We start from the raw sequence: 21,077 nt of genomic DNA, 5'->3' as shown, positions 1-21,077 counted from the left end.
GAAGGAATAAAGGTGTACTGAGTTTTTTTCACGCAATCAAATATGAGTCCTATAGCATTATTTATTTTATTCTCTGAAAGTCCCTTAGTTAGATAATCTAGATAGTGTGAGCTTCTTTTTATTTTTTAGCAACCCCTAAATCATTGTGTCTCACTCGTTACATTAAGTTCGTTTTGGAGAAGGTTGTTTCTGTTTTGAAACACTAGGCTGAGAATTTAAAAATGGGGGGATGGGACACTCTAGCGTCATGGCGATCGCTCTGAGTAAATCTGCTTCTGAAGGAGTAACTTTGTTATCTAGTAGTACCGTGTGGGCGCAAGCATCAACAATAGCTTGTTTGAGTTTGGGAGTGGCAAGACGCAGGCGCTCAATACTTTTCTTTAGTTCAGTAAAATTACAACTTAATGGCATTTCTGGTTTTTCTTGCTCTCCGGCTTTGGGAAGTCGAAAAACTCCAGAACGAAAAGCATAGGCGATGTCTTCAGTGGACGCATCAGGTTGGGAGTGTCCGACACGAGCAATTACGGACAATATTAATAGACTATCTGGCCAAATCTGTTCGATGGAGGTGAATTCTACGGTTGTAGTAGATGCAGGATTTATACTAGGTTGAAGACGATGCCACAGTATTAATTGCAACACAAAATGCCACAGCGATAAACTTCCCGTAGCTACAACTAAACCATGGACGCATTTGCATAGTCTTTGGCATTCTTTGGCAGAGTTTTGGCGCAATATAGGCACTGCCAAATCCACAAGTGGCAAGCGAATTCTGGGATCTAACTGACTAATTTCGCTACTTAGTTCCAAGGTTTTCTCTACCAAATCAGCAGGCTGTACCTCTCGTAACCAAGCAATTTGACGTTCTTGAATTTGGAGATTTTCTGTATCTAAGGCTAACGCCAAAGCGATCGCTATTGCACTTTGTTGCTCCCGCGCACCCAAACGCAAAGATTCTGGTAACTGCGATAACAGCGCTTGAGCATGGGCAAAATGCTCTGGTGTAACGCTTCCAACTTGGTTTACAACCTGTGATGGTGTGGCGTTGCCACCACCAGCAAAGCCCATTGTTAGGGATTCCTGGGAAGGGGAACGCATCTGATTGCGAGATGGCATTGCTGCTAAATTTCTGACGTTCAAACCCCCAACCCGGCGGATACGTTCTGCTAAGGGTGGGTGGGTAGAAAACATATCTTCCCAGAAAGAGGGGTTGAGGGCATTGCCAAAAAACATGTGGCTAGAGGCTTCTGCACTCGGCGATATCAGGCGTGAATCCATCTGTTGGAGTTTTTGGAAGACTCCGGTAAGTCCGTTGGGGTTGCGAGTGAACTGTACGGCTGAAGCATCAGCGAGAAATTCGCGTTGGCGAGAGACTGCGGCTTTAATCAAGCGTCCGCAAAGTAATCCGATACCGCCAATAGCCATTAGTGCCAAACCAAACGCCCAGATAGGTAAACCCTTGTCTTCCTTTCCTAAGCGGAAGCTATCGCGAAGCCGCCACAGCAATTCCCCGGTTAAATAAATGAACAAAATCCCATGCAGTAGTCCCACTAAACGCAAATTTAGCCGCATATCTCCATTGAGAATATGACTAAATTCGTGGCCGATGACTCCTTGTAACTCATCCCGGCTCAAGTTTTCCAAAGTTCCACGGGTAACTCCAATTACAGCATCATTGGGCGAAAATCCGGCAGCAAAGGCATTAATACTGGTTTCTTTGTCGAGGAGATAAACTTGTGGGACAGAAATACCAGAAGCGATCGCCATTTCCTCGACAATATTTAATAGTTGTCGCCCTTGTTCGTCGGCCATTTCTGGTAGCAGGAGTCTTCCTCCTAACTCTTGGGCAATGACGCTTCCGCCTTGACGGAGACAGGCAATTTTATACAAACTTCCGATGGCGATCGCAACTATTGTAATCCCAGCTACGTAGAGAAATAAGCCTGGATGCCACCAAACACGAGGAGCCATGCGAAACAGAAATAAAGTGGCAATATAAATCGCCATAATCATAACTGCGATCGACAGGGAAAATAACCCGATTAATTGTTGCGTATTTTGGCGTGCCCGATCCTGATGTTCAAAGAAATTCATAGACACCTAAAAAGATACGCGTGGAGCATTTCTTATTTCTGGGGTAGCTTCAGGAAGCAATTCAGCAACAGTAAAGTTAAATGTATTTGCCACCAGGTTGCTGGGAAAAGATTCGCTCTTGGTGTTGTAAAGTGTCACCGCGTCATTAAAAGCCTGACGGGCAAAAGCAATCCGGTTTTCAGTGGAAGATAATTCTTCCATTACCTGAGTCATGGCGCGATCGGCTTTCAATTCTGGATAAGATTCTGAAAGTACCATCAACCGACTTAACGCACCCGTCAGCGCCCCTTCAGCATTGCCCAACTGTTGCATCGCTTGGGGATCGCCAGGATTTTGTACCGCACGACTGCTAGCATTAATTGCAGAATTCCGAGCGGCAATAACTGCTTCTAAGGTTTCTCGCTCATGTTTCATGTACCCTTTGGCAGTTTCCACCAAGTTGGGAATTAAATCATAGCGGCGCTGTAATTGAACGTCGATTTGAGAATAAGCATTTTTGTAACGGTTGCGATACTTAACTAAATCGTTGTAGGCATTAATGATAATTACAGCAACAATGGCAACTAAAGCAACAGAAAATATTAAAAGCCCCATATTTTTAGATTATTTTCATCAGGTACTTACTTTTTTGCAGATTTACCAAACACGGTAATCCTGATATCCAGTAAAATTTATGTGGATATAAAGATGAGTCTACTTGTAGCAAGTTGGCTTCGTCGTCTGTAGAATTAGTTACGCAAGTTTACTGATGTAATATTTTTAAATAACCGCAGAGGCGCAGAGAACGCAGAGTGAAATAATTTACAACAATTCCAAACTATTTGTGAACTCTAAGTATTTAGGCATAAATAAATTAAAGTTTGTAATAAACCACATCTAGTTTGCATAATCTGAAATTGTATATTTATTGTGGGGTGGGCGTCTCGCCCGCCCAATATATGCAAGTTAAATGTGGAACAGCTTAGTAAAGACTTTAGTCCTAATAATCCTTGCTCTGAGCGATAAATCACTCACTACAAATTAAGAGTTTATTTTATTGTATTTAATTATGTCTACCTACTTACCTAATTATCATCTCTCTTTTCTCTGTGTACTCTGCGCCTCTGGAGTCGATTAAAAATTCTAGCCAGACATATCTATCATGTCCGCCAAATTACCCATAATAAAAGAACCCCACCCCCAACCCCTCCCGAAAAGCGGGGAGGGGAGACAAAGCACAGCTTTGGCGGGGTGGGGTTCTTCGGGTTTAATAAGCAATCAAGCGGACATGATATCACTTATGAATCTGCATAAATAGGGAATAACCACTGACAGCAAAAATAAAAAGGATGGCGGCAGGAAAAATTACTACATCCCTGACAATAAATAAAATCCAATCTTTTCTTAATTCTTGTTTAAACTTGAGTTCTCGCAGTTTTCGCTCAAGTTCTACGTCTTCTTGTGACTGCAAGTTGACAGGTGGCAAAATTAGCGGATTATCGCCTTTGCTGGCAATTCTTTTTGATAAATCTGTTATATCTGTCATGCCGTTGAGATACTGATACTACTTAGTGTCTCATAAAAAAGAGCCAGATAGTTAGAACTCTCTGGCTCAAAGCTGGAGACAAAAGAATCATCAAATAAAGGCTAACTTGAGCAAGAACCTAAATTCTTCCCAGGTTATGCAACCCTAAAATAGCGCCCACACCTAAGATATGGCCAAAGGCAGCACTTGCTAAAAACGCTGGTACACCAAAATTACCAAGGAAATTGGCTGAGGGTAGTTTTGGTTCTGCGTTGGGATACTTGATGGTAGATTTGCCAAAGGCAATGGCAATGATATTAGCAATAATCATAATCAGTCCAACTGTAGGACTCCATTGCAGAGGTGTGGTTGCAGCAGCGAGTAAGGTTGAAGTTAACACCTAGATTTGCTCCTGAAATTTATTAATGGTTGAAAACATAATCTGAAACTTTCCGAAGCAAATTCAAGAAATTACCCGATTTTGCATCAATATTTAACAGTTATTCTTACTACTTAATACAAAATGAGTTTAATGCAGCGAGCTGATTGTGCTAGCTAGTTTGAATTTCAATGTCTGAAACAAGCGAACCGTTAGTATTGATTTATACTTATAGTTGAATTCAGCAGTAAAATACGCTTTATATCTAGGTAACAGACTTAATTTGCGTACCTCCCGAACTTGAAATCTGCTGTAGATAAAAGTGATTCCGATAAAATTATCCCCGACTTTTTGAAGGATACAGTTGAAGTCAGAAATTTCAGGAGCGGATTCACCTTTCGGTAGATTTAGACAGAATCATCAAAATTGTATATTTGGATGGGATAACACATAATTTGCCGCAAAACCTCATGCCAAATCAGTAATTTCAAGAACGACAGATGAAATTTTGATTGAATTGTAGTTAATTTGTTCCTTAAGTTCCTCAAAAGCCATGACATCCCCTGAGCCTCAAACTGATTTGGGAGAAAAAGCTCCAGAAACGTCATTTGAGCCACCTTCTGGAAAACGGCGGTGGCTTTGGTTGAGTTTAGCCGCACTCTTATTATTAGGGGGCGGAGCAGCTATAGTTTGGCGTTTACTCACTCCACAAAATTCAGCACCTTCAAATGCTAACGCTCAACCTCAAGGGGTAAGAGTCAAAATATCAACAGTACAAAACGGCATAATTGAGGAAAGTTCAGATTTTATTGCTAGTCTAAAATCTCTGCGCTCAGTCACGCTTCAGCCGAGAATTCAGGGTCAAGTTACCCAGATACTTGTCAAATCTGGAGATCCAGTTGTCCAAGGAGCGCCAATTCTCCAAGTAGATTCTACACCACAGGCAGCGATCGCTAGGAATAATCCTGTGCCTCAAGCATTTTTAATGCAACTGGCAAATGCCCGCGCCACACTCAAATCTTTAGAAGCAGAACGACCCTCTTATGTTGCGAATCTGCAATTGTACCAGCAGAACTACGAAAAGTTTGTCAACCTAGCTGAACAAGGAGCCGTGTCTCGACAGGCTAGCAATCAGTTTGCTAATCGTCTGGCCAATGCTAAGACTAGTCTGGATGCAATAGATTCCAGAATTCAAGCACAACGAGCCTCTATCTTGCAGGCTGAAAAATCTTTGCAGCAATCTAATGTAAATCCTCAAACACAACAGCCCCAGTCTGACAAAATTGCCGCTCCTTTTAGTGGCACAGTTGGCAACATCCCTGTGAAAGTTGGTGATTTAGTTAATACTTCTACACCATTAGTTAATATCACCCAAAATCGGCCTTTAGAAGTGAATATCTCTGTGCCGCTACAGCAAGGGCCCCAATTGCGTAAGGGTATGCCAGTAGAGGTGATGAACACACAAGGTCAAAAGCTTGGTAGAAGTAGGATATTTTTTATTGCACCTAATGCCAGCAATGAAACACAAACGATACTGATTAAAGCACTGTTTGACAACACTAATGGTCAGCTACGTGCAGATCAATTGGTCAGGACTAGAGTGTTCTGGAATCAGCGCCCCGGAGTTTTAATTCCCACAACAGCAATGACTCGTGTCGGTGGGGACACTTTTGTTTATGTAGTTGAAACAGAGATATCTCCCCAAGGTGTATCCCAACAAGTAGCTCGGCAAAGGCGAGTAAAGCTAGGCGAGATCAAAGGTAATAATTACCAAGTTATTGAAGGATTACAGCCAGAAGATAAAGTTATTATTTCAGGGTTGCTCAATCTCAGGGATGGTGTTGCGATCGTTCCAGAATTTTAATTAAGGGGAGTAGCACTTCGACTTCGCTCAGTGACCGAGGAGCAGGGAGAAGTTTCAATCTTGTCTCCTACCAATTTTTACCCAAGAGCGTTACTATAGCGATCGCTCTTTGTTGGAGAACTTGAAAAATAGTCTCTAAGAGGTTGTTTGAAAAGTGGTTGGCTGTGATTTTAGGCACTAACCGATCCCCCCTAGCCCCCCTTAAAAAGGGGGGAACCGGAATCAAAGTCCCCCTTTTTAAGGGGGATTTAGGGGGATCTAGAACGTTTTGTTACCGAGAAGAAAACTTTTCAAACATACTCTAAGTGTCTATCTATGCAATACACTCTGAACTCACTCCACTCTTTTCTCCTAAAAAGAAATCATTAGTGAAATTGTTTTAAGATATAACTCGTTTTGTCAATAGTGATTACGCTGTAAATTATCTATGCTATTGAGTATCTCATTAAGCTTTATACTAAATTTTATGGCAAGGATGAACGATGCTTTTAAATATGCGTAGGCGTAGCTAGTCTTTTCTATGAAACGCTATGCGAAGGCATCACAGGCTGGAAATTTGCGTTTGTAACCTCAATTTTTACTAAATTTAATCACCATTACTTATTGACAAATGGTTAATGACCTTAACCTGTCACCAATGAGTAAAGGTAAGCAATTACTTGATTACCTAACAGAGGCAAACAATTATGTCAGTGAAAATCATCCAATCTAAGTTTGGTTTAGTTTTAACTTGTTTACTTGGACAAATAATGTTGTTGGCTGCGCCAGTACAAGCTGGAGTGGAGGGCAAAAGCTACGATGTCAATGTTCAGTCAAGTCAGGGAGATAATTTTACTGCTTGTTTTGAATTTAACGCCAATGGTAGCAGCCTTCGCTCTGTTGGACAAGACGCTACTTATGAGCTAAACGCTACTTATAGCCGTACAAATCAAGGTCGGGATCAGAGAAATTGGCAAGCAGTAACAAATCCCAATTCAGAAGAAAGTGTCGCACTTAGCGGTCAGGTAAGAGGAGACTTGATTCCAGATCGGAGGATAAGTGGTAATGCTATCAATTCCAAAGGCACTACTTATACATTTAATGGAACACTCTTATCTGGGGAAGTATGTCCAGAGTTTTTGATTCAAGGGGAAGGTCAAGAAAATCCCTTCTTCAAATAATTTAATCTACGCAGATATGATAAACCAGATGAGCTTTTGGTTAACGAAGACAGACAATTTATAAAAGATGTTTGTAGACTATGGTCAAGACAATACCTGTGTCATCAGCATTTAAATTCTGTCAAGTTCGGTAGGGCGTAGTTTACTGCCGTAGGCATTGTGTTTAGCTCAATGAAGACTCTATAAGTTCAATTTAGCTTCATTTCTCCCGCCTGAGAGTTACTTGAATTCACTGGCGGGATTTTGGCTGGAATCAAGTCGGGAGTTTTAGCAGCGATCGCTAAATTTAATCTTGGTAGAGTACCTTTAACAATAGATAATCATTTTAGTTAACCAAAATTAAACTCGATTAATCTATGGCATCAATAACCGGGAAAGTTGCAATTATTACTGGTGCATCGCGGGGAATTGGACGAGCGATCGCACTCAAGTTAGCTGGTAACGGCGCATCTATTGTCGTTAACTATGCGGGGAATGCAGGCAAAGCACAAGAAGTTGTTGCAGAAATTGAAAAGTTGGGAGTAGAAGCGATCGCTATCCAAGCTGATATTAGCAAAGTACCCGACATCAAAAGGTTATTTGAACAAACACTTGAACGTTTTGGTAAAGTCGATATTTTGGTCAATAATGCTGGAATTGCTTTCTATAAACCAATTACTGAGGTGAGTGAAGAAGATTTCGACGCGATTTTTGCCATTAATGTCAAAGGCACTTTTTTTGCTTGTCAACAAGCCGCGCAGCACATGACAGAAGGCGGACGGATTATCAATTTTTCTTCATCAACCACGGTGATGATGCTGCCAACTTATAGTGCTTATGTAGGAACCAAGGGTGCTGTTGAACAAATCACACGGGTACTAGCTAAAGAATTAGGTGCAAAAGCGATCGCAGTTAATGTTATTTCTCCTGGCCCCACCGATACAGAACTATTCCGAGAAGGCAAAACACAAGAACAGATAGATCGTTTAGCGCAAATGGCTGCTTTTAATAAACTGGGAGATGTGCAAGAAATCGCCGATGTAGTAGCGTTTCTCGCTAGCGATGAAGCTAGGTGGATCACTGGGCAAAATATTCGTGTCAACGGTGGAATCGCGTGAGGAAAAGCTCTCCTAACGATCCCCGTTTTCAAACCTCAATCAGGAATGTGCAACGCCGTAATCGAAATTTAAGTCATGAATTCCAATATCAATCTTTTCACACCAGTTCAGCTTGGCCCTTATACTCTACCAAACCGAATTGTAATGGCACCGATGACGCGTTTACGGGCAATTGCAAGTATTCCCAACTCGCTAATGGCAACTTACTACACCCAACGCGCCAGTGCTGGGCTGATCGTTACTGAATGTACAATGGTTTCACCTCTGAGTTTAGGATACATTAACTGTCCAGGAATTTACTCAGAAGAACAAGTGGCAGGATGGCGGTTGATAACTAATGCAGTACACGAACAAGGGGGCAGAATTTTTTTGCAACTTTGGCATTCTGGGAGAGTTTCTCACTCAGCTTTACTTAATGGAGAATTGCCAGTTGCTCCCAGTGCAATCGCAGGGATTGGTTCACTTCACACACCCATAGGTAAAGTATCGTTAGAAACTCCCCGTGCTTTAGAAACTCCAGAAATTACTGAAATTGTCGAGCAATTTCGCAAAGGTGCCGAAAATGCCTTGGCAGCTGGTTTTGATGGGATTGAACTTCACGGTGCATTTGGCTATTTAATCGATCAATTTCTCCAAGATGGCTCGAACCAGCGCACAGATGAGTATGGCGGTTCAATAGAGAAGCGTAGCCGATTCCTCTTAGAAGTTGTGGAAGCAGTTGCTAGCGTTTGGGGTGCAAACCGGGTTGGGATCAAACTTTCGCCAAGTAACACTTTTTATGGAATGCATGACTCCAACCCTCAAGAAACTTTTGGTTATGCTATCAATGCTCTTAACCCCTTTGGACTTGCCTATCTTCACCTGATGGAACCGAACGAAGTCGATTTAGCAACCCGCGAAGTCATGAACCCAGTTACACCCTACTTTCGGCAAATATTCCAAGGTACTTTGATTACTAATGGTGGCTACGATCGCCAAACAGGAGATAGCATTCTTGCTAGTAGCAATGCAGATTTAGTTTCTTTTGGCAAGTTATATCTTGCTAATCCTGACTTACCAAAACGCTTAGAACTTAATGCACATTTGAACGCTCCAGATCCAAAAATATTTTATGCCCCTGACGCTACAGGATACACCGACTATCCATTTTTAGAACTTCAGACAAATTAAAGCAATCATAGTCATCTCTAAATCAAAAATATAATTTGTCAGTTGTACCATTTTTCGGTTTTATAATTGTCCAAGTAGGAAAATACAGCCGTGCTAGCTTCTGATTAAAACAGATTGCTTATGGGATGACAAAGTTTGTATAAAGCATTTATGACTTATACAAATAACGGCTGATTATCCGGTTGTAGAGTCTGTGCTTTTGCACTAAATATCACTTATCAGGCATTAAAAAATTATGGATTTGTCCAACTTTACTACACTTCAAAACTTAGAAGCTGCCTTTGGTGGCGAATCGATGGCAAATCGTAAGTATCTGTTTTTCGCAGATGTAGCGCGTCAACTTGGGTTTACAGACTTGGCGAAACTTTTTAAAGAAACAGCAGATCAAGAAACTGAACACGCTTTTGCACATTTTAAGTTACTACATCCAGAACTTGTAGTAGAAGATGCAGCTGCTTTAACTGATGAACAAAAGCGGGAAATTGTATCTCGCTGTTTATCTTTGGCAATTGAAGGCGAGACTTACGAATATACTACAATGTATCCAGATTTTGCCGCAGATGCTCAACGCGATCGCGACAATCCAGCAGCTGAAGAATTTCTCAAACAAGCTCAAGAATCTACCGATCATGCCAATACATTTCGAGAAGCTGCTCACCGTTTTGGCTTGTTAAAATTCATCGAAAATTACCACGCCGATCGCTACGCTGAAGCCTTAGAAGTATTAAATGGAGGACAAGCAGCAACTAGAGTTGCTGGTGAAGAACCTAAAACTCGGAAATGGATTTGTAAACAATGCAGCATGATTTACGATCCGTTGCTGGCGATCCTGATTCGGGAATTGCACCTGGTACACCTTTTGAAGAAATTCCTGAAGACTGGGAATGTCCGATTTGCGGTGCTAGTAAAAAAACCTTTAAACCATTTGAGGAAAAAGTTGCAGCTTAAGACGACAATCAATTAGGCAATTTTTTTTAGCATATAAACGTGAAGCGTCTTAAAAGATACTTCGCGTTCTTGATTTTTTATACGTACAAATTAAATGCGTAACAGCTGAGGTATAGCACAAGCCTTGGTGATTAGGACATCAACAGACGATAAAACTTAGACACAAAAAGGCTTTTCACCCAGTCCCCAGTCCCTTGCTATAATTCGTAATTCCTTTAGGAAGTGTAAATCTTCTCAATGCGACGGTCAGGAATCAGCCACATGATTGCGACTAAAACGTACAATGCACAAGCAAACCATGAGTTGACAAAGGCAAGTGGAATTCCCACAGCATAGACAACTACTGATATTTTTCCTTTGAAGTCTTCACCAACTGCGATCGCTAGAGTCGAATCTTTGCCGTGGTGAGAAATCAGGGTACGAGTCAGAATGAAGTAAGCGATCGCATTCAACAACAACACCGTACCATAAAGGGCAACAGGCATGGCGGCAAAGTGATTTTCGCCCATCCAACCAGTGACGAAGGGGATTAGCGACAACCAAAACAGCAGATGCAAATTCGCCCAAAGGATACGCCCATTAACCTGTCGGACTGCTTGTAGTAGGTGATGGTGATTGTTCCAGTAGATGCCGATATATATAAAACTCAACACATAGCTGAGAAATACTGGGATTAGCGGACGCAGGGCGGCTAAATCGAACCCATGCGGCACTTTGATTTCCAGCACCATGATAGTGATAATGATGGCAATCACCCCATCGCTGAATGCTTCTAATCTCCCTTTTCCCATGTACGCATTCCTTTTCTATTTATTTAAAAGTAAGTTGTGAGACTCTGTACTTTATCGTATCAAGTAGCCACCGTTGATGAAGATTCTCTGCAAGCGCAAAATCAAAATCTTTAATTCTCACTTGCCAATTTCCGCCGTTATTCCCGAATAGCAGCGCTAGTATTGCGCTCGTAGGCAATTTTTAGAGACTCTGTGACTACTTCTGACACATTGATGTTAGGGAAATAACGGCTATTGGTTTCAACAGTGTAGCGATCGCCCTGCAATCTGTAAATTACCAGCTGGTTTTTCCTAAACAACCAAACTTCTGGTACTCGATAAGGTAGGTAGTCATTAACATCGGTGTAGCTGGTGATGTCTATTTCCACCACTAAATCGGGTGATGGATCGACACCCCAATTGATGCGATCTTTACCTGCGATTGCTTCCCAGTTTTCAATATAAAAACAGTAGTCTGGTTCTATACCACTTTTCTGTGGTAGTTCCATTGTGATTGGGGTAAAAGCCTCGTATTCTCGTCCCAAACAATCGAGCAAAACTTTGACTACATCTGCAATTACACTTACTTTAGGCCCATATTCTGGTAGCGGTGCCATCAAGATAATTTCTCCATCTCGATATTTAATACGAGGCGAGGAGCGATCGCCTAGTTGTTCATTGAGTGCTTGATAATCTTGCCAGCTTCCAGGTAGGCGTACTACCGCACCTGGGGGCAAATGGATTGTATCGGGTGTGACAACAGCAAACATACAACTGAACCTCCACCTCAACTGTAATGCTTTAAATATCAACTGCTGCGACTGAAAAATACAGCAGCTATAACAATGAAACCTAAAAGTACTATAGGAACCCAGAGATTAGGGACATCCGATAAACTCATAAATGACTTCCAAATAAATATGATATATGAGGCAGATTGCAATAGACAGTTGCTACTTGATAAATCAACTTTTAAGTAAGCCTTCTTTTAACTTCCTCAGCTAGATTTTCTAGTAGTACTTCTACTTGCTCGCCTGTTTTCAAATCTTTGAGCGATGACTTTTGTGCTGCTGCTTCTTCAGAACCAATAATTACGCAAAATTGAATTCCTTGCTTCTCTGCTAATTGAAATTGTTTACCCAAGGGACGCTTATCAAAGTTAGTTATCGCATTAATTCCCGCCTGACGCAGACGTTGAGAAACTTTTAAATAAGTAGGCATTAAATCTTCCTGCATATTCACTACCATCACTTGGGCTGGTGTAGCAGCTAAGGTATTTAGAATACCAGCTTTTAACAAACGACTAATTAAGCGAGTTAAGCCGATAGAAATACCGACACCAGGCATTTTTTCGCCCAAGAAGACGCCGACTAATTCTTCATATCTACCGCCAGAACAAATACTACCTAAAGCTTCATGTCCTAATAGAGTTGTTTCGTAAACTGTGCCAGTATAGTAATCAAGACCACGGGCAATGGATAAATCAATACAGAAACGATTTTCGGCAACTCCGAGATTACGCACTCCAGTAATTACCGTTTCTAATTCGCTAACTCCTAAACTCAATTGCTCGGTTTCTGGCAGATTTTGGGCAAGGTACTTGAGCTTATCTAAGACTTCATCAACGGAACCGTCTATTTTGATAAATTCAATGATTTTTTGCGCCTGCTCTACTGAAATTCCTTCTTTCTCTAAATCTTGTTTGACTTTACTTTCACCAATTTTTTCTAGAGTGTCAACAATACCAATACAAGATTTTATCTGATTTTCGGCAATACCCAATGATTTAAAGAAACCAGTCAGAACTTTTCGGTTGTTGATGCGAATCAGAAAATCACCAATATTAATTGCTTCAAATATCTCAGTGATAATTGCAGGCATCTGAGCATCATAGAGCAAGCTGAGTTCGCGACGCGCAACTACATCAATATCGCACTGGCGGAACTGACGAAAACGCCCATCTTTTGCCCGTTCTCCCCGAAAAACTACATCGGTTTGATAACGAGCAAAGGGAAAGGTTAATTCATTCAGATGACGGGCAATATACGCTGCTAAAGGAACTGTTTGATCGAACTTTAAAGCTCTGGCTTCCGAACCAGTTTCACCCGATTTATCTCTCTCGGCTTGTCGATTTGGTGGCAATATGGGATTGATTCCATAAATGATATTATCGCCTTGATTACCTTTAGCTTGTAGCACTTCTAAACGTTCTACAGCAGGTGTTTCGATGGGCGTAAATCCATAGCTTTCAAAAACTCTACGGATGATATCTAACAAATATAATTCTAAACGTTTTTCGCTAGGAAGAAATTCTGGAAACCCGCTAGGGGTAGAAAAGTTTATTTTGTCACCTTTGGCCATGCGTATACCTTACTAAGTTGAGATTTGAGATGAGAGTTATATCATGTCTACTTGATTACTGAAACCCCTGACAGATTTTACTCCTATGTCTATTTTATTCGTTCTTCTTGCACCAATGTACGTTGATAGAGTTGATCGTTCTTAAACCAATGCCAGGTACGGAAACGATAGTTATTGCAAGGACTGAGGTAAATCACCTCATACAAGTAAGCACTCGGAGCCTTCTTAAAAGTAAATCGGAACATAATAGTTGCATCGTCTACTTCCCAAGCATTACCCTTAAGGCGTTCAGTGTCAAACCATACTTTTTTATCTCGATATAAACCAGGAAAATGATGTTCTTCTTGTTTGCCATTAGGCCATTTATAGCGATTTATTTGGTAGTATGAATAAGGAGGGTTTTCAATAAATTTGCAGCTTAAATGAGAAGTATATTTATCTAAAATTTTTCCTTCTGTATCAACTAGTGTATAAGAACCAGACCACTCTCCTTCTTGACGGGCCATTAGGGGCATTTCTATTTTCATGATAGACATGTTAAACTCCTATTTCTATAAGCTTTATTAGAGACTATTATTTTTCTTGTTATGAATTATCTATTATCCCTTCAGTATTCTTGATTATTAAACCACCAGGGGTCACTCATTGAGTTAGTATTTAATCAAAATAGCTTTTTTTGGCATGAACCGTTTCAGCCCGCTGCACCCATACGTGACTGTCTCAAACCGGAGAATTTGAAAGCGTTTTTGTCTGCCTCATGCATGATGGCTGTGAGTCCAGCATCGTTGATACTAATAGCACCTGCATCTATCTGGTAGGCAACTTCTAAGGCTTCTGTTTCTGAGGCAAATACAGCAGCACTTAATCAGTGCGGGCACGATTGTTATTATCAGGACTAATATTCCTTCTCGAATAAGTGAGCTACAACTTAATTATGTTCGCATATTATGAGTAGAGAGTGGGGAAGGTTATCAAAGACAGCTTTATTAATCATCGCTGGCGTAAATTCTTTAGATAAACTGGCAAAACCAATACTACACGCTGCCATGACATCGCTGTGGCCGCCAAAAATTGAGAGAGTTTGCGTGGCTAGCGATCGCCTTACGATCTATCCAGTTGAGCAAATTCATATCTAGCAACCTTTTTGGCCTTTCTTATCCGTCGAACCCACACAAATTAATGCCGAAATCCTGACTGAAAATTCTGCAATGCAAAATTCTGTTTTTCTTCCAAGCGATGCCTGCGGCGGGCTACGCCTACGCGTTTGTCGTCGGCTTCTAATGTTCCGGTTAAACGGCTGCAAGTAACCTCTGTATCCACACAAATATCTTTCGCCAGTCCCGTCGCCTGCGATCGCTAGTTGACGGTTTTATTGTCCACGCCCTGGCTTGCAATCTGCAAAACCCAACGCCTCTGTGTCGAGAAAACTTGCGATCGCCATCTCAATAACTGCTTCGATTGGATATTCAATTTCAGTAGCACGAGCAATTAGAGCGGCGCGAATTCTTTCAGGTAAGCATCCTAAAATAACTTCGGCATCATTGGGGGAAAGTTGCTCTTGGAGTTTTGCTTGCATCGCTTTACTACCCTTCGGTTGGAATTTGGACGTTGTAAGGAGGTTCGGTGGCTCTTAAAATAATGGCTTCTAGCTCCAATAGTAACGTAGGGTTTTCCCAATATGAAATCAATTGCACTGCGATTCGCACATCTTCATCGTTATACTTATCGAGCCACGCCCACAAAAAAGCTTTATGTCCACCACTGAAACGCCCCCGCAAGCTCTTGGTTTTACCGATGTATAGCAATCCCTCAGTCCTGTGCCTGATTGCATAGATGCCAGGACGAGCCGGAATGGTCGCAAAATCACGGCTCAAGGGTTGGCATTGCTCAAAGGGAATAAAGGCGATCGCATCCAGAATTTTCCGAGCTTGAGCTTGAAGTTCAGAATCATTTGTTGGCATGAAAACAAGAGGGGTGATTGCACAGAAATCATACTCTCACGAATTCAGTCATTTTCAAGCCCTTCCCAAAGTTGAGCCACCGGGATAGTGTGCCCAGTCATGGCTTCGTGCCAAGCTTGCCGGAAATTTGCTAAGACTTCTGCTTGAGATTGATCTTCCAGAACTTCCTCTTCTGGAATTAGAATAATAACTTCTACACGACTGTTTTTATCTGTTATGAGAGGATGATCTAAAGTTAGTTGTCCTTGCTCATTAATCGTTGCCATGACTTTAAGTGCTTTCATTGCTACCCAAGATGTTAAGTGGTAGTGGTTAGGTTAATGTCCAAGGCTTCAAGTTGCTGATTTATCCAAGCCGTTGCTGTTGCTTCATCAGTTTCGATCGCCTCTAGTAAAATAGATATTTTGAACAAGATGCGAATGCAATGCCAACTCTTGGAAACGCTTTGCGTAGCTTGCTTCTTTAAAAAAGTACGGCGGCAAGCTACGCCATTGGTTACGGTAATCAGTTGCATAGTGACGATCGCATTGGTCACTCTGCATTTTCAAACCACCAAGGGTCATTAGTAGCATTAGTTTTAATCAAAATAGCTTTTTTTCGCATAAATCGTTTCATCGCTGCTGCACCTATGCGTGACTGTCCCAAACCGGAGAATTTGAAGGCGTTTTTCTCTCCCTCATGCATGATGGCGGTGAGTCCCGCATCGTTGATACTAATAGCACCTGCATCTATTTGGTAAGCAACTTCTAAAGCTTCTGTTTCTGAGGCAAATACAGCAGCACTTAATCCATAGATTGAGTCATTGGCTAAAGAGACTGCTTCATCTACTACAGAAAAAGGCATGACTGGCATAACCGGGCCAAAAGTCTCTTCGGTCATGACTTTCATGGAATGATTAACTTGGGTAAGCACTGTTGGACGACACCACCAACCCCCACCTAAATCCTCGATGACACCACCGCAGTGAATTACTGCTCCTTTTTCCACTGCATCTAGAAGATGATCGCTAATGATGGCTGCTTGTCTTTCAGCAATAATCGGGCCGATTTCTCCACTTTCGACTGTGGGATAGGCTAGCTTAAGGCGATGTGCTTTGGCTACTAGTTGATGGTAAAACTTTTCAAATATCGAGTCTGCAACGTAAATTCGCTCAATTGAGAGGCATGACTGCCCGGTGTTGACAACGGAACTCCACAAGATTGCTGAGGTTGCTAATTCTAAGTTGGCTGATTCTAAAACGATCGCTGGATCTTTTCCTCCTAATTCCAAAAAAGCTGGAATAAACTGTTTTGCAGCTGCTTGTGCAACTTTTCTCCCTGTGGCTACACTGCCTGTAAAACATACCAAATCTACATTTTCAATTAAAAGAGATCCGGTTGCACCTGCTCCTTCGACAAAAGTTAATACCTCGTGCAGTTTGGGAACAGTGTTGAGTGCTGTAATTAGTGGTGCTACAAAGCGGGGAGTGATTTCACTGGGTTTAACAATGACAGCACAACCTGCCAACAACGCCGGAATGGTATCAATAGTAGACAGTGACAGGGGAAAATTCCACGGGCTAATTACCCCAACTAAGGGATAAGGAACAGATGTTTGTTGCAAGGCAATAAAGGGAATGGCTGTATTTTTTGCCGATTCTTGCAGCAATTCCGGTGCTAACCGACACCAGCGATCGATGCTGGAGAGGAAGGAGTCTATTTCTAATACCGAGGCTGACAATCTTCCTGTATCATTTACCAAAGCTTCCGTGAGGCGATCGCGTCCAGATATTATCGCATCCTTCCACTGCTGTAAAGCTTCAATTCTCCCCTCTAAGCCCAATTTCTGCCAGCGAACTTGTGCCCGGCGCGTCCGCTTACATTGCTGTACCACCAGCCTTGGAGGCGGCGGGATAATTACGTAATCAAATTTGCCAGTTCGGGGATTGCGGACTTCTATTGGTTTTGTCATTTGTCATTTGTCATTTGTTATTACTTCCTAATCCCCAATTTCCATTCCCAAATTCAAATCATCCCCAAGTTGGTGAAGCACTCAATGGTGGTTTGCTGTGTTTGCAGGAAGTGTTTGCGGTCTACTTCTCTTCCAGCATAGTATTAGCAGGGTAAAAGTGTGATTGGCGATCGCTTGTTTGGTTAATTGCATAACAAGTAACTTGCGATGCTAAAGCGCAGTACGATTCTAAATTAGTGGACATGGAAAATTGAGAGCCATAACAAATGACCAATGACCAATGACCAATGACAAATTTAGAGAATCCGATCGCCACCCCAGAGCGATCGCACAAGTCTATCTGTCAATTCCGAGCCAAACATCTGTGCGGCAAATTTATTACCTGGATCGCGTTCAGCACTGATACGGCGGAGCGCTAAATCACGAGCAGCTAAAGCTTCTCGTGCATCTTCTGGCATAGGTTCCGCTGCATCTACCCAAGTTAACCAGCGATCGAGTGTTTCGCGTGCAAGTGTGCGAGTGAGTTCCAGGGTTTCAAAAGAAGGTGCGCCTGTGTAACACAAGCTAACAGGCGATTGAAATAGACGAATATAAGTACTTTTGCTGGTAAATACCTTGAGCCGTGAATCTGATTGTAACTTTAAGAATGTTTGATTAACTGGCTCATAGTAGCGATCGAGATATGCCAAATCGGTTAAAAGCTCAGTTCGGGCAATGTAATCTATATAAAAGAAAATATTTCCATCTGGAAGTGTGCCAAACTCAAAGGCCAAATGAGGAACCTGAATGTGGGACTTCAACCAAGTAGTGAGACGCATAGTCCCAAAGTTTGATTTTTCCGCGTTTCCCAACCACGAATGCACTAGCCAGTCAATTTCTTCTCCAGAAAAAGCAGTCAGCGAACCTTTCATGTTGCCATCAAGACTGCTATATTGCTGTAAATTTTCTACAGAAGCGTCTGGATGTAACTGAAAACGAGCCTCTAATTTTTGGCGGAGTTCCTTTGTAATCTCCCACAACTGCTCAAATACAGCTTTATTATCTAAATCAGTTGGTTGCTGAGTCATGGTTTGAGTTTGCAGTTTTTTTATAAACTTCATATTTAGTTTGACACTTTCCGGTATCTAATTCGTTAGCGATCGGGACTTACGCACAAGTCACGGAAGATCAAACCACAGAGAACGCAGATAACACAGAGGAATAAGAGTTAGAGAGCTTCAATTATTACTAATAGAAAATCCTCGACGCGTAGGTTTAATATTAGCTAACTCCACCTGAAAGCTTACTTTGTCCTTCATTTCCCCGCTTCTTGCTTCCAAAGTCCACTTACCAGGACGTAAATTCCAAAATAAAGAATTAGCTGAGTTTGTATCTAACTTTTCGCCATTTAACCACCACTCGACTGGTGCAGATTTATTTCCCGCTAGCTTGAATTCGAGTTTTTGCTTCGTTTCTTCACCAGGATAAACTAAAAATAAATCGCCATGATGCGGAGATAAAATTCTTAAATTGGTAGAAGTAAAATTTGACTGCTGTTGTTTTGCCAACCATTCATTATATTCTGGTGGCAAATTGAATTGATTGTCACGTTCGTAATTACTTTTATCTTCAGGATAGAAATATTCCTGCACCACTGAGGTACAATCTGGGGTGGGTCGTAATCCAGAAATTGCACAAACAGGTAATTGCACTAAACCTTTTGGAGATGGAAAAGCTGCTGGTTCTTGATATTCGTGCAGATGTAACATAATTCGATTCCATAAGGGTGCTGCGCCCGTCACACCTGAAACCTGTCGCATCGGTTCGCCAGTGAAATTGCCTACCCAAGTAGCGACAGTGTAATCTGTAGTGAAGCCAACTGTCCAAGTATCACGAAAATTGGAAGAAGTCCCAGTTTTAACAGCAACAGGAAAGGGTAAATTTAACACTGAGTCTACACCAAATGCTGTTGCACGAGCATAACTGTCACTGAGTATGTTAGTGATTAATTGCCAGATTGTGTGATTAAGGAGTAGGGAGTTTGTAGAGACGCGATTCATCGCGTCTGTAGGGATTGGGGAATTGGAAAATGTGCTTACTAAAGGAATTGCCTCTCCTTGTCGTGCTATGGTCAGATAAGCACGGGCTAATTCCCAGAGACTGACTTCGCCACTACCTAGAGTCAAACCTAAACCATAATGTTCTGGAGTTTGATTGAGGTGTTCAAATCCCAGTTGATGCAGTCGTTCTAAAAAAGTTTCCACACCGACTTTTTCTAACACCTTTATTGCAGGTACATTTAAAGAATTTGCTAAAGCGATTCGTACCCGCACAGGGCCAAGAAATCTTTCGGTGTAATCTGTGGGGCTGTAAAGTTTCGCGCCGGGAATTGCATAATGGGCAGGTACATCCGCCAAAATGCTGTTTGGGCGAATTAAACCTTTTTCTAAAGCTAATTCATAAACAAAAGGCTTGAGGGTAGAACCTGGTTGACGTAGTGCTTGCACTCCATCATTGCGTCCCAATTTGGCTTCATTAAAGTAATCAGGTGAACCGACATAAGCCAAAACTTCACCAGTGTGGTTATCAATCACCAACGCAGCTGCATCATGGACATTGTTAGCGGCTAAAGAAGAAATTACCTGCTGTACCTGTGCTTCCACAAACTGCTGCAAAGGGCGATTGATAGTCGTGCGGATGGGAGAATGATCCCCCCAACCCCCCTTCAAAAGGAGGGCTTGATTCCCACCTTTGTAAGGGGGGCTAGGGGGGATCTGATTGGCTAACCAAAATAAAAAGTGTGGTGCGGCGATAATTCCCCCTTGGCGAGACTGAAACACAACCTTTTCGGTGTGTGTTCGGGTTGCGATCGCACCACTAATATACTTTTCCTGTACCATCCGATTAAGGACGTATTTTTGTCGCTGCTTCAGCCGTTCCCAATGCTCGTAAGGATTAAAGTATGTGGGATTATTGGGAATAGCAGCCAACAAACTAGCTTGAGCAAGATTCAATTCACTAGCTGGAATGGAAAAATAAGTCTGTGCGGCGGCTTCCACACCATATATATTCCCGCCCATTGGTAGCCGATTGATATATGCAGCCAGAATTTCATCTTTGTTCATTCCTGCTGCTAACCGCCAAGCTAGCCAAATTTCACTCAGTTTACCAGAGAAGCTGCGGGGCACTGGATCTAACATCCGCGCTAACTGCATGGTAATTGTAGAAGCGCCAGAAACAATTCTTTTGGCGTGCATGGCTTCTTTGCTGGCGCGGATAACAGCTTTCATATCCAACGCCCCATGATGGTAAAAGCTGGCATCTTCGGCGGCTAAAATCGCATGGATAAACTGGGGCGAAACCTGATTTAGTGGTACTACTGATGTATGCTCTTGGTCGCGGGTGAGCAATGTTCCTAATGGTAAACCATTGCGATCGCTAAATTGCATTGCCAACTGATTTTGGGCAATATCTGCGGCCCGAATCGGCGCAAAATAAGGAAGTAAGCGTACCACCAGACAGATTAGCAGCACAGCCAGGATAACTTTACTACTGTGCTTGAGTTTGAGTAGCGATCGTAAAATTAGTTTCATCAGGGAATCCCCTGTCCAAGAAAACCTACCTTAATTTTGACGCAGCGATTACATCTATATCAGTCAATATGTCAAATCCTTAATAATTTATTTGAAATCACTTAGCAGATGTAAATTAATATTTGCAGAAGTTAAATACTTATTAATTAGTTAAGAATTGTAGTGATTTTTTGGAACAATTACACTAGATTGGTTATCTATGTAAATAAACATAGTTAAATCCAAAGTCTGAGTAAAAAATAGTCGT

General features: G+C 41.9%; 22 protein-coding genes and 2 pseudogenes. 6 read left to right on the top strand and 18 right to left on the bottom strand.

Annotated features, from left to right (window positions below; genetic code table 11):
- Positions 1-162 precede the first annotated feature (162 nt).
- The 4 genes from RM049_RS25630 to psaK form a co-directional block, all read right to left on the bottom strand.
- Positions 163-2,094, bottom strand: coding sequence for a M48 family metallopeptidase (locus RM049_RS25630; RefSeq protein ID WP_322706144.1), 1,932 nt, complete (start codon positions 2,092-2,094; stop codon positions 163-165).
- A gap of 6 nt (positions 2,095-2,100) precedes the next feature.
- Positions 2,101-2,688, bottom strand: coding sequence for a LemA family protein (locus tag RM049_RS25625; protein WP_322675516.1), 588 nt, complete (start codon positions 2,686-2,688; stop codon positions 2,101-2,103).
- A gap of 679 nt (positions 2,689-3,367) precedes the next feature.
- Positions 3,368-3,619 carry a hypothetical protein gene (locus RM049_RS25620; protein WP_322706143.1) on the bottom strand — a complete coding sequence of 84 codons (252 nt, stop codon included), beginning with the start codon at positions 3,617-3,619 and terminating at the stop codon, positions 3,368-3,370.
- A gap of 118 nt (positions 3,620-3,737) precedes the next feature.
- Positions 3,738-3,998, bottom strand: coding sequence for a photosystem I reaction center subunit PsaK (gene psaK, locus RM049_RS25615; RefSeq protein WP_322675514.1), 261 nt, complete (start codon positions 3,996-3,998; stop codon positions 3,738-3,740).
- 532 nt (positions 3,999-4,530) lie between these two features.
- Here psaK and RM049_RS25610 point away from each other — a divergent pair.
- The 5 genes and pseudogenes from RM049_RS25610 (at position 4,531) to RM049_RS25590 (ending at position 10,216) form a co-directional block, all read left to right on the top strand.
- Entirely contained in the window at positions 4,531-5,841 is a 1,311-nt protein-coding gene (locus tag RM049_RS25610; RefSeq protein WP_322706142.1) for an efflux RND transporter periplasmic adaptor subunit, read from the top strand.
- Between the two features lie 686 nt (positions 5,842-6,527).
- The gene (locus RM049_RS25605; RefSeq protein ID WP_322672306.1) at positions 6,528-7,001 is read left to right on the top strand and encodes a hypothetical protein; all 474 of its coding nucleotides are present in this window, start codon (positions 6,528-6,530) and stop codon (positions 6,999-7,001) included.
- Positions 7,002-7,357: 356 nt separating this feature from the next.
- The gene (locus RM049_RS25600) at positions 7,358-8,098 is read left to right on the top strand and encodes an SDR family oxidoreductase (protein WP_322706141.1); all 741 of its coding nucleotides are present in this window, start codon (positions 7,358-7,360) and stop codon (positions 8,096-8,098) included.
- 75 nt (positions 8,099-8,173) lie between these two features.
- Positions 8,174-9,268 (top strand): alkene reductase, encoded by a 1,095-nt coding sequence (locus RM049_RS25595; RefSeq protein WP_322706140.1) that lies wholly within the window; start codon positions 8,174-8,176, stop codon positions 9,266-9,268.
- 235 nt (positions 9,269-9,503) lie between these two features.
- A pseudogene (locus tag RM049_RS25590) lies at positions 9,504-10,216 on the top strand (rubrerythrin family protein).
- Between the two features lie 215 nt (positions 10,217-10,431).
- On the opposite strand, the gene RM049_RS25585 reads toward RM049_RS25590, so the two are convergent.
- The 5 genes and pseudogenes from RM049_RS25585 to RM049_RS25565 all read right to left on the bottom strand — a co-directional run.
- On the bottom strand, positions 10,432-11,007 hold the full coding sequence (locus tag RM049_RS25585) for a TMEM175 family protein (protein ID WP_322684111.1): 576 nt from the start codon (positions 11,005-11,007) through the stop codon (positions 10,432-10,434).
- Between the two features lie 137 nt (positions 11,008-11,144).
- Positions 11,145-11,756, bottom strand: a complete 612-nt coding sequence (locus RM049_RS25580) for a Uma2 family endonuclease (RefSeq protein WP_322706139.1) — start codon at positions 11,754-11,756, stop codon at positions 11,145-11,147.
- 202 nt (positions 11,757-11,958) lie between these two features.
- On the bottom strand, positions 11,959-13,347 hold the full coding sequence (hisS, locus tag RM049_RS25575) for a histidine--tRNA ligase (protein ID WP_322706138.1): 1,389 nt from the start codon (positions 13,345-13,347) through the stop codon (positions 11,959-11,961).
- Positions 13,348-13,436: 89 nt separating this feature from the next.
- The gene (locus RM049_RS25570) at positions 13,437-13,883 is read right to left on the bottom strand and encodes a DUF3598 family protein (RefSeq protein WP_322672313.1); all 447 of its coding nucleotides are present in this window, start codon (positions 13,881-13,883) and stop codon (positions 13,437-13,439) included.
- Between the two features lie 71 nt (positions 13,884-13,954).
- Positions 13,955-14,212 (bottom strand): annotated as a pseudogene (locus RM049_RS25565) (aldehyde dehydrogenase); the annotation flags it as partial.
- Between the two features lie 82 nt (positions 14,213-14,294).
- On the opposite strand from RM049_RS25565, the gene RM049_RS25560 reads away from it, so the two are divergent.
- Entirely contained in the window at positions 14,295-14,483 is a 189-nt protein-coding gene (locus RM049_RS25560) for a hypothetical protein (RefSeq protein WP_322672314.1), read from the top strand.
- Positions 14,484-14,523: 40 nt separating this feature from the next.
- Here the strand turns inward: RM049_RS25560 and RM049_RS25555 are convergent, their stop codons facing one another.
- The 9 genes from RM049_RS25555 to pbpC form a co-directional block, all read right to left on the bottom strand.
- Entirely contained in the window at positions 14,524-14,667 is a 144-nt protein-coding gene (locus RM049_RS25555) for a hypothetical protein (RefSeq protein ID WP_322700337.1), read from the bottom strand.
- Between the two features lie 49 nt (positions 14,668-14,716).
- The gene (locus RM049_RS25550) at positions 14,717-14,923 is read right to left on the bottom strand and encodes a hypothetical protein (RefSeq protein ID WP_104907658.1); all 207 of its coding nucleotides are present in this window, start codon (positions 14,921-14,923) and stop codon (positions 14,717-14,719) included.
- A 7-nt stretch (positions 14,924-14,930) separates the two neighbouring features.
- Positions 14,931-15,308 (bottom strand): GIY-YIG nuclease family protein, encoded by a 378-nt coding sequence (locus RM049_RS25545; RefSeq protein ID WP_322684117.1) that lies wholly within the window; start codon positions 15,306-15,308, stop codon positions 14,931-14,933.
- 44 nt (positions 15,309-15,352) lie between these two features.
- Complete coding sequence (locus RM049_RS25540; protein ID WP_322706137.1) at positions 15,353-15,592, bottom strand: hypothetical protein; 240 nt, start codon at positions 15,590-15,592, stop codon at positions 15,353-15,355.
- Positions 15,593-15,606: 14 nt separating this feature from the next.
- The gene (locus RM049_RS25535; RefSeq protein WP_322706136.1) at positions 15,607-15,822 is read right to left on the bottom strand and encodes a hypothetical protein; all 216 of its coding nucleotides are present in this window, start codon (positions 15,820-15,822) and stop codon (positions 15,607-15,609) included.
- Positions 15,823-15,839: 17 nt separating this feature from the next.
- Entirely contained in the window at positions 15,840-17,258 is a 1,419-nt protein-coding gene (locus RM049_RS25530) for an aldehyde dehydrogenase family protein (protein WP_322706135.1), read from the bottom strand.
- Between the two features lie 121 nt (positions 17,259-17,379).
- Positions 17,380-17,502 (bottom strand): hypothetical protein, encoded by a 123-nt coding sequence (locus RM049_RS39400; protein ID WP_416212663.1) that lies wholly within the window; start codon positions 17,500-17,502, stop codon positions 17,380-17,382.
- Positions 17,503-17,554: 52 nt separating this feature from the next.
- The gene (locus tag RM049_RS25520) at positions 17,555-18,325 is read right to left on the bottom strand and encodes a red chlorophyll catabolite reductase (RefSeq protein WP_322706146.1); all 771 of its coding nucleotides are present in this window, start codon (positions 18,323-18,325) and stop codon (positions 17,555-17,557) included.
- A 150-nt stretch (positions 18,326-18,475) separates the two neighbouring features.
- Entirely contained in the window at positions 18,476-20,830 is a 2,355-nt protein-coding gene (pbpC, locus tag RM049_RS25515) for a penicillin-binding protein 1C (protein WP_322706134.1), read from the bottom strand.
- Positions 20,831-21,077 lie beyond the last annotated feature (247 nt).

It is taken from the genome of Nostoc sp. DedQUE04, assembly GCF_034530995.1.
In the GTDB taxonomy this organism is placed as follows: domain Bacteria; phylum Cyanobacteriota; class Cyanobacteriia; order Cyanobacteriales; family Nostocaceae; genus Nostoc.
The sequence above is the reverse complement of the archived record's forward strand: the minus strand, read 5'-3'. Positions and strand labels throughout refer to the sequence as shown.

What these genes read in the sequence shown, in the direction of transcription:
- RM049_RS25595 (WP_322706140.1), top strand. Translation starts at nt 8,174, where the DNA reads ATGAATTCCAATATCAATCTTTTCACACCAGTTCAGCTTGGCCCTTAT.
- hisS (WP_322706138.1), bottom strand. Translation starts at nt 13,347, where the DNA reads ATGGCCAAAGGTGACAAAATAAACTTTTCTACCCCTAGCGGGTTTCCA.
- RM049_RS25630 (WP_322706144.1), bottom strand. Translation starts at nt 2,094, where the DNA reads ATGAATTTCTTTGAACATCAGGATCGGGCACGCCAAAATACGCAACAA.
- RM049_RS25585 (WP_322684111.1), bottom strand. Translation starts at nt 11,007, where the DNA reads ATGGGAAAAGGGAGATTAGAAGCATTCAGCGATGGGGTGATTGCCATC.
- RM049_RS39400 (WP_416212663.1), bottom strand. Translation starts at nt 17,502, where the DNA reads ATGTCCACTAATTTAGAATCGTACTGCGCTTTAGCATCGCAAGTTACT.
- RM049_RS25560 (WP_322672314.1), top strand. Translation starts at nt 14,295, where the DNA reads ATGAGTAGAGAGTGGGGAAGGTTATCAAAGACAGCTTTATTAATCATC.
- RM049_RS25530 (WP_322706135.1), bottom strand. Translation starts at nt 17,258, where the DNA reads ATGACAAAACCAATAGAAGTCCGCAATCCCCGAACTGGCAAATTTGAT.
- RM049_RS25540 (WP_322706137.1), bottom strand. Translation starts at nt 15,592, where the DNA reads ATGAAAGCACTTAAAGTCATGGCAACGATTAATGAGCAAGGACAACTA.
- RM049_RS25605 (WP_322672306.1), top strand. Translation starts at nt 6,528, where the DNA reads ATGTCAGTGAAAATCATCCAATCTAAGTTTGGTTTAGTTTTAACTTGT.
- RM049_RS25610 (WP_322706142.1), top strand. Translation starts at nt 4,531, where the DNA reads ATGACATCCCCTGAGCCTCAAACTGATTTGGGAGAAAAAGCTCCAGAA.
- RM049_RS25625 (WP_322675516.1), bottom strand. Translation starts at nt 2,688, where the DNA reads ATGGGGCTTTTAATATTTTCTGTTGCTTTAGTTGCCATTGTTGCTGTA.
- pbpC (WP_322706134.1), bottom strand. Translation starts at nt 20,830, where the DNA reads ATGAAACTAATTTTACGATCGCTACTCAAACTCAAGCACAGTAGTAAA.
- RM049_RS25570 (WP_322672313.1), bottom strand. Translation starts at nt 13,883, where the DNA reads ATGTCTATCATGAAAATAGAAATGCCCCTAATGGCCCGTCAAGAAGGA.
- RM049_RS25545 (WP_322684117.1), bottom strand. Translation starts at nt 15,308, where the DNA reads ATGCCAACAAATGATTCTGAACTTCAAGCTCAAGCTCGGAAAATTCTG.
- RM049_RS25535 (WP_322706136.1), bottom strand. Translation starts at nt 15,822, where the DNA reads ATGCAACTGATTACCGTAACCAATGGCGTAGCTTGCCGCCGTACTTTT.
- RM049_RS25580 (WP_322706139.1), bottom strand. Translation starts at nt 11,756, where the DNA reads ATGTTTGCTGTTGTCACACCCGATACAATCCATTTGCCCCCAGGTGCG.
- RM049_RS25620 (WP_322706143.1), bottom strand. Translation starts at nt 3,619, where the DNA reads ATGACAGATATAACAGATTTATCAAAAAGAATTGCCAGCAAAGGCGAT.
- RM049_RS25520 (WP_322706146.1), bottom strand. Translation starts at nt 18,325, where the DNA reads ATGACTCAGCAACCAACTGATTTAGATAATAAAGCTGTATTTGAGCAG.
- RM049_RS25550 (WP_104907658.1), bottom strand. Translation starts at nt 14,923, where the DNA reads ATGCAAGCAAAACTCCAAGAGCAACTTTCCCCCAATGATGCCGAAGTT.
- RM049_RS25600 (WP_322706141.1), top strand. Translation starts at nt 7,358, where the DNA reads ATGGCATCAATAACCGGGAAAGTTGCAATTATTACTGGTGCATCGCGG.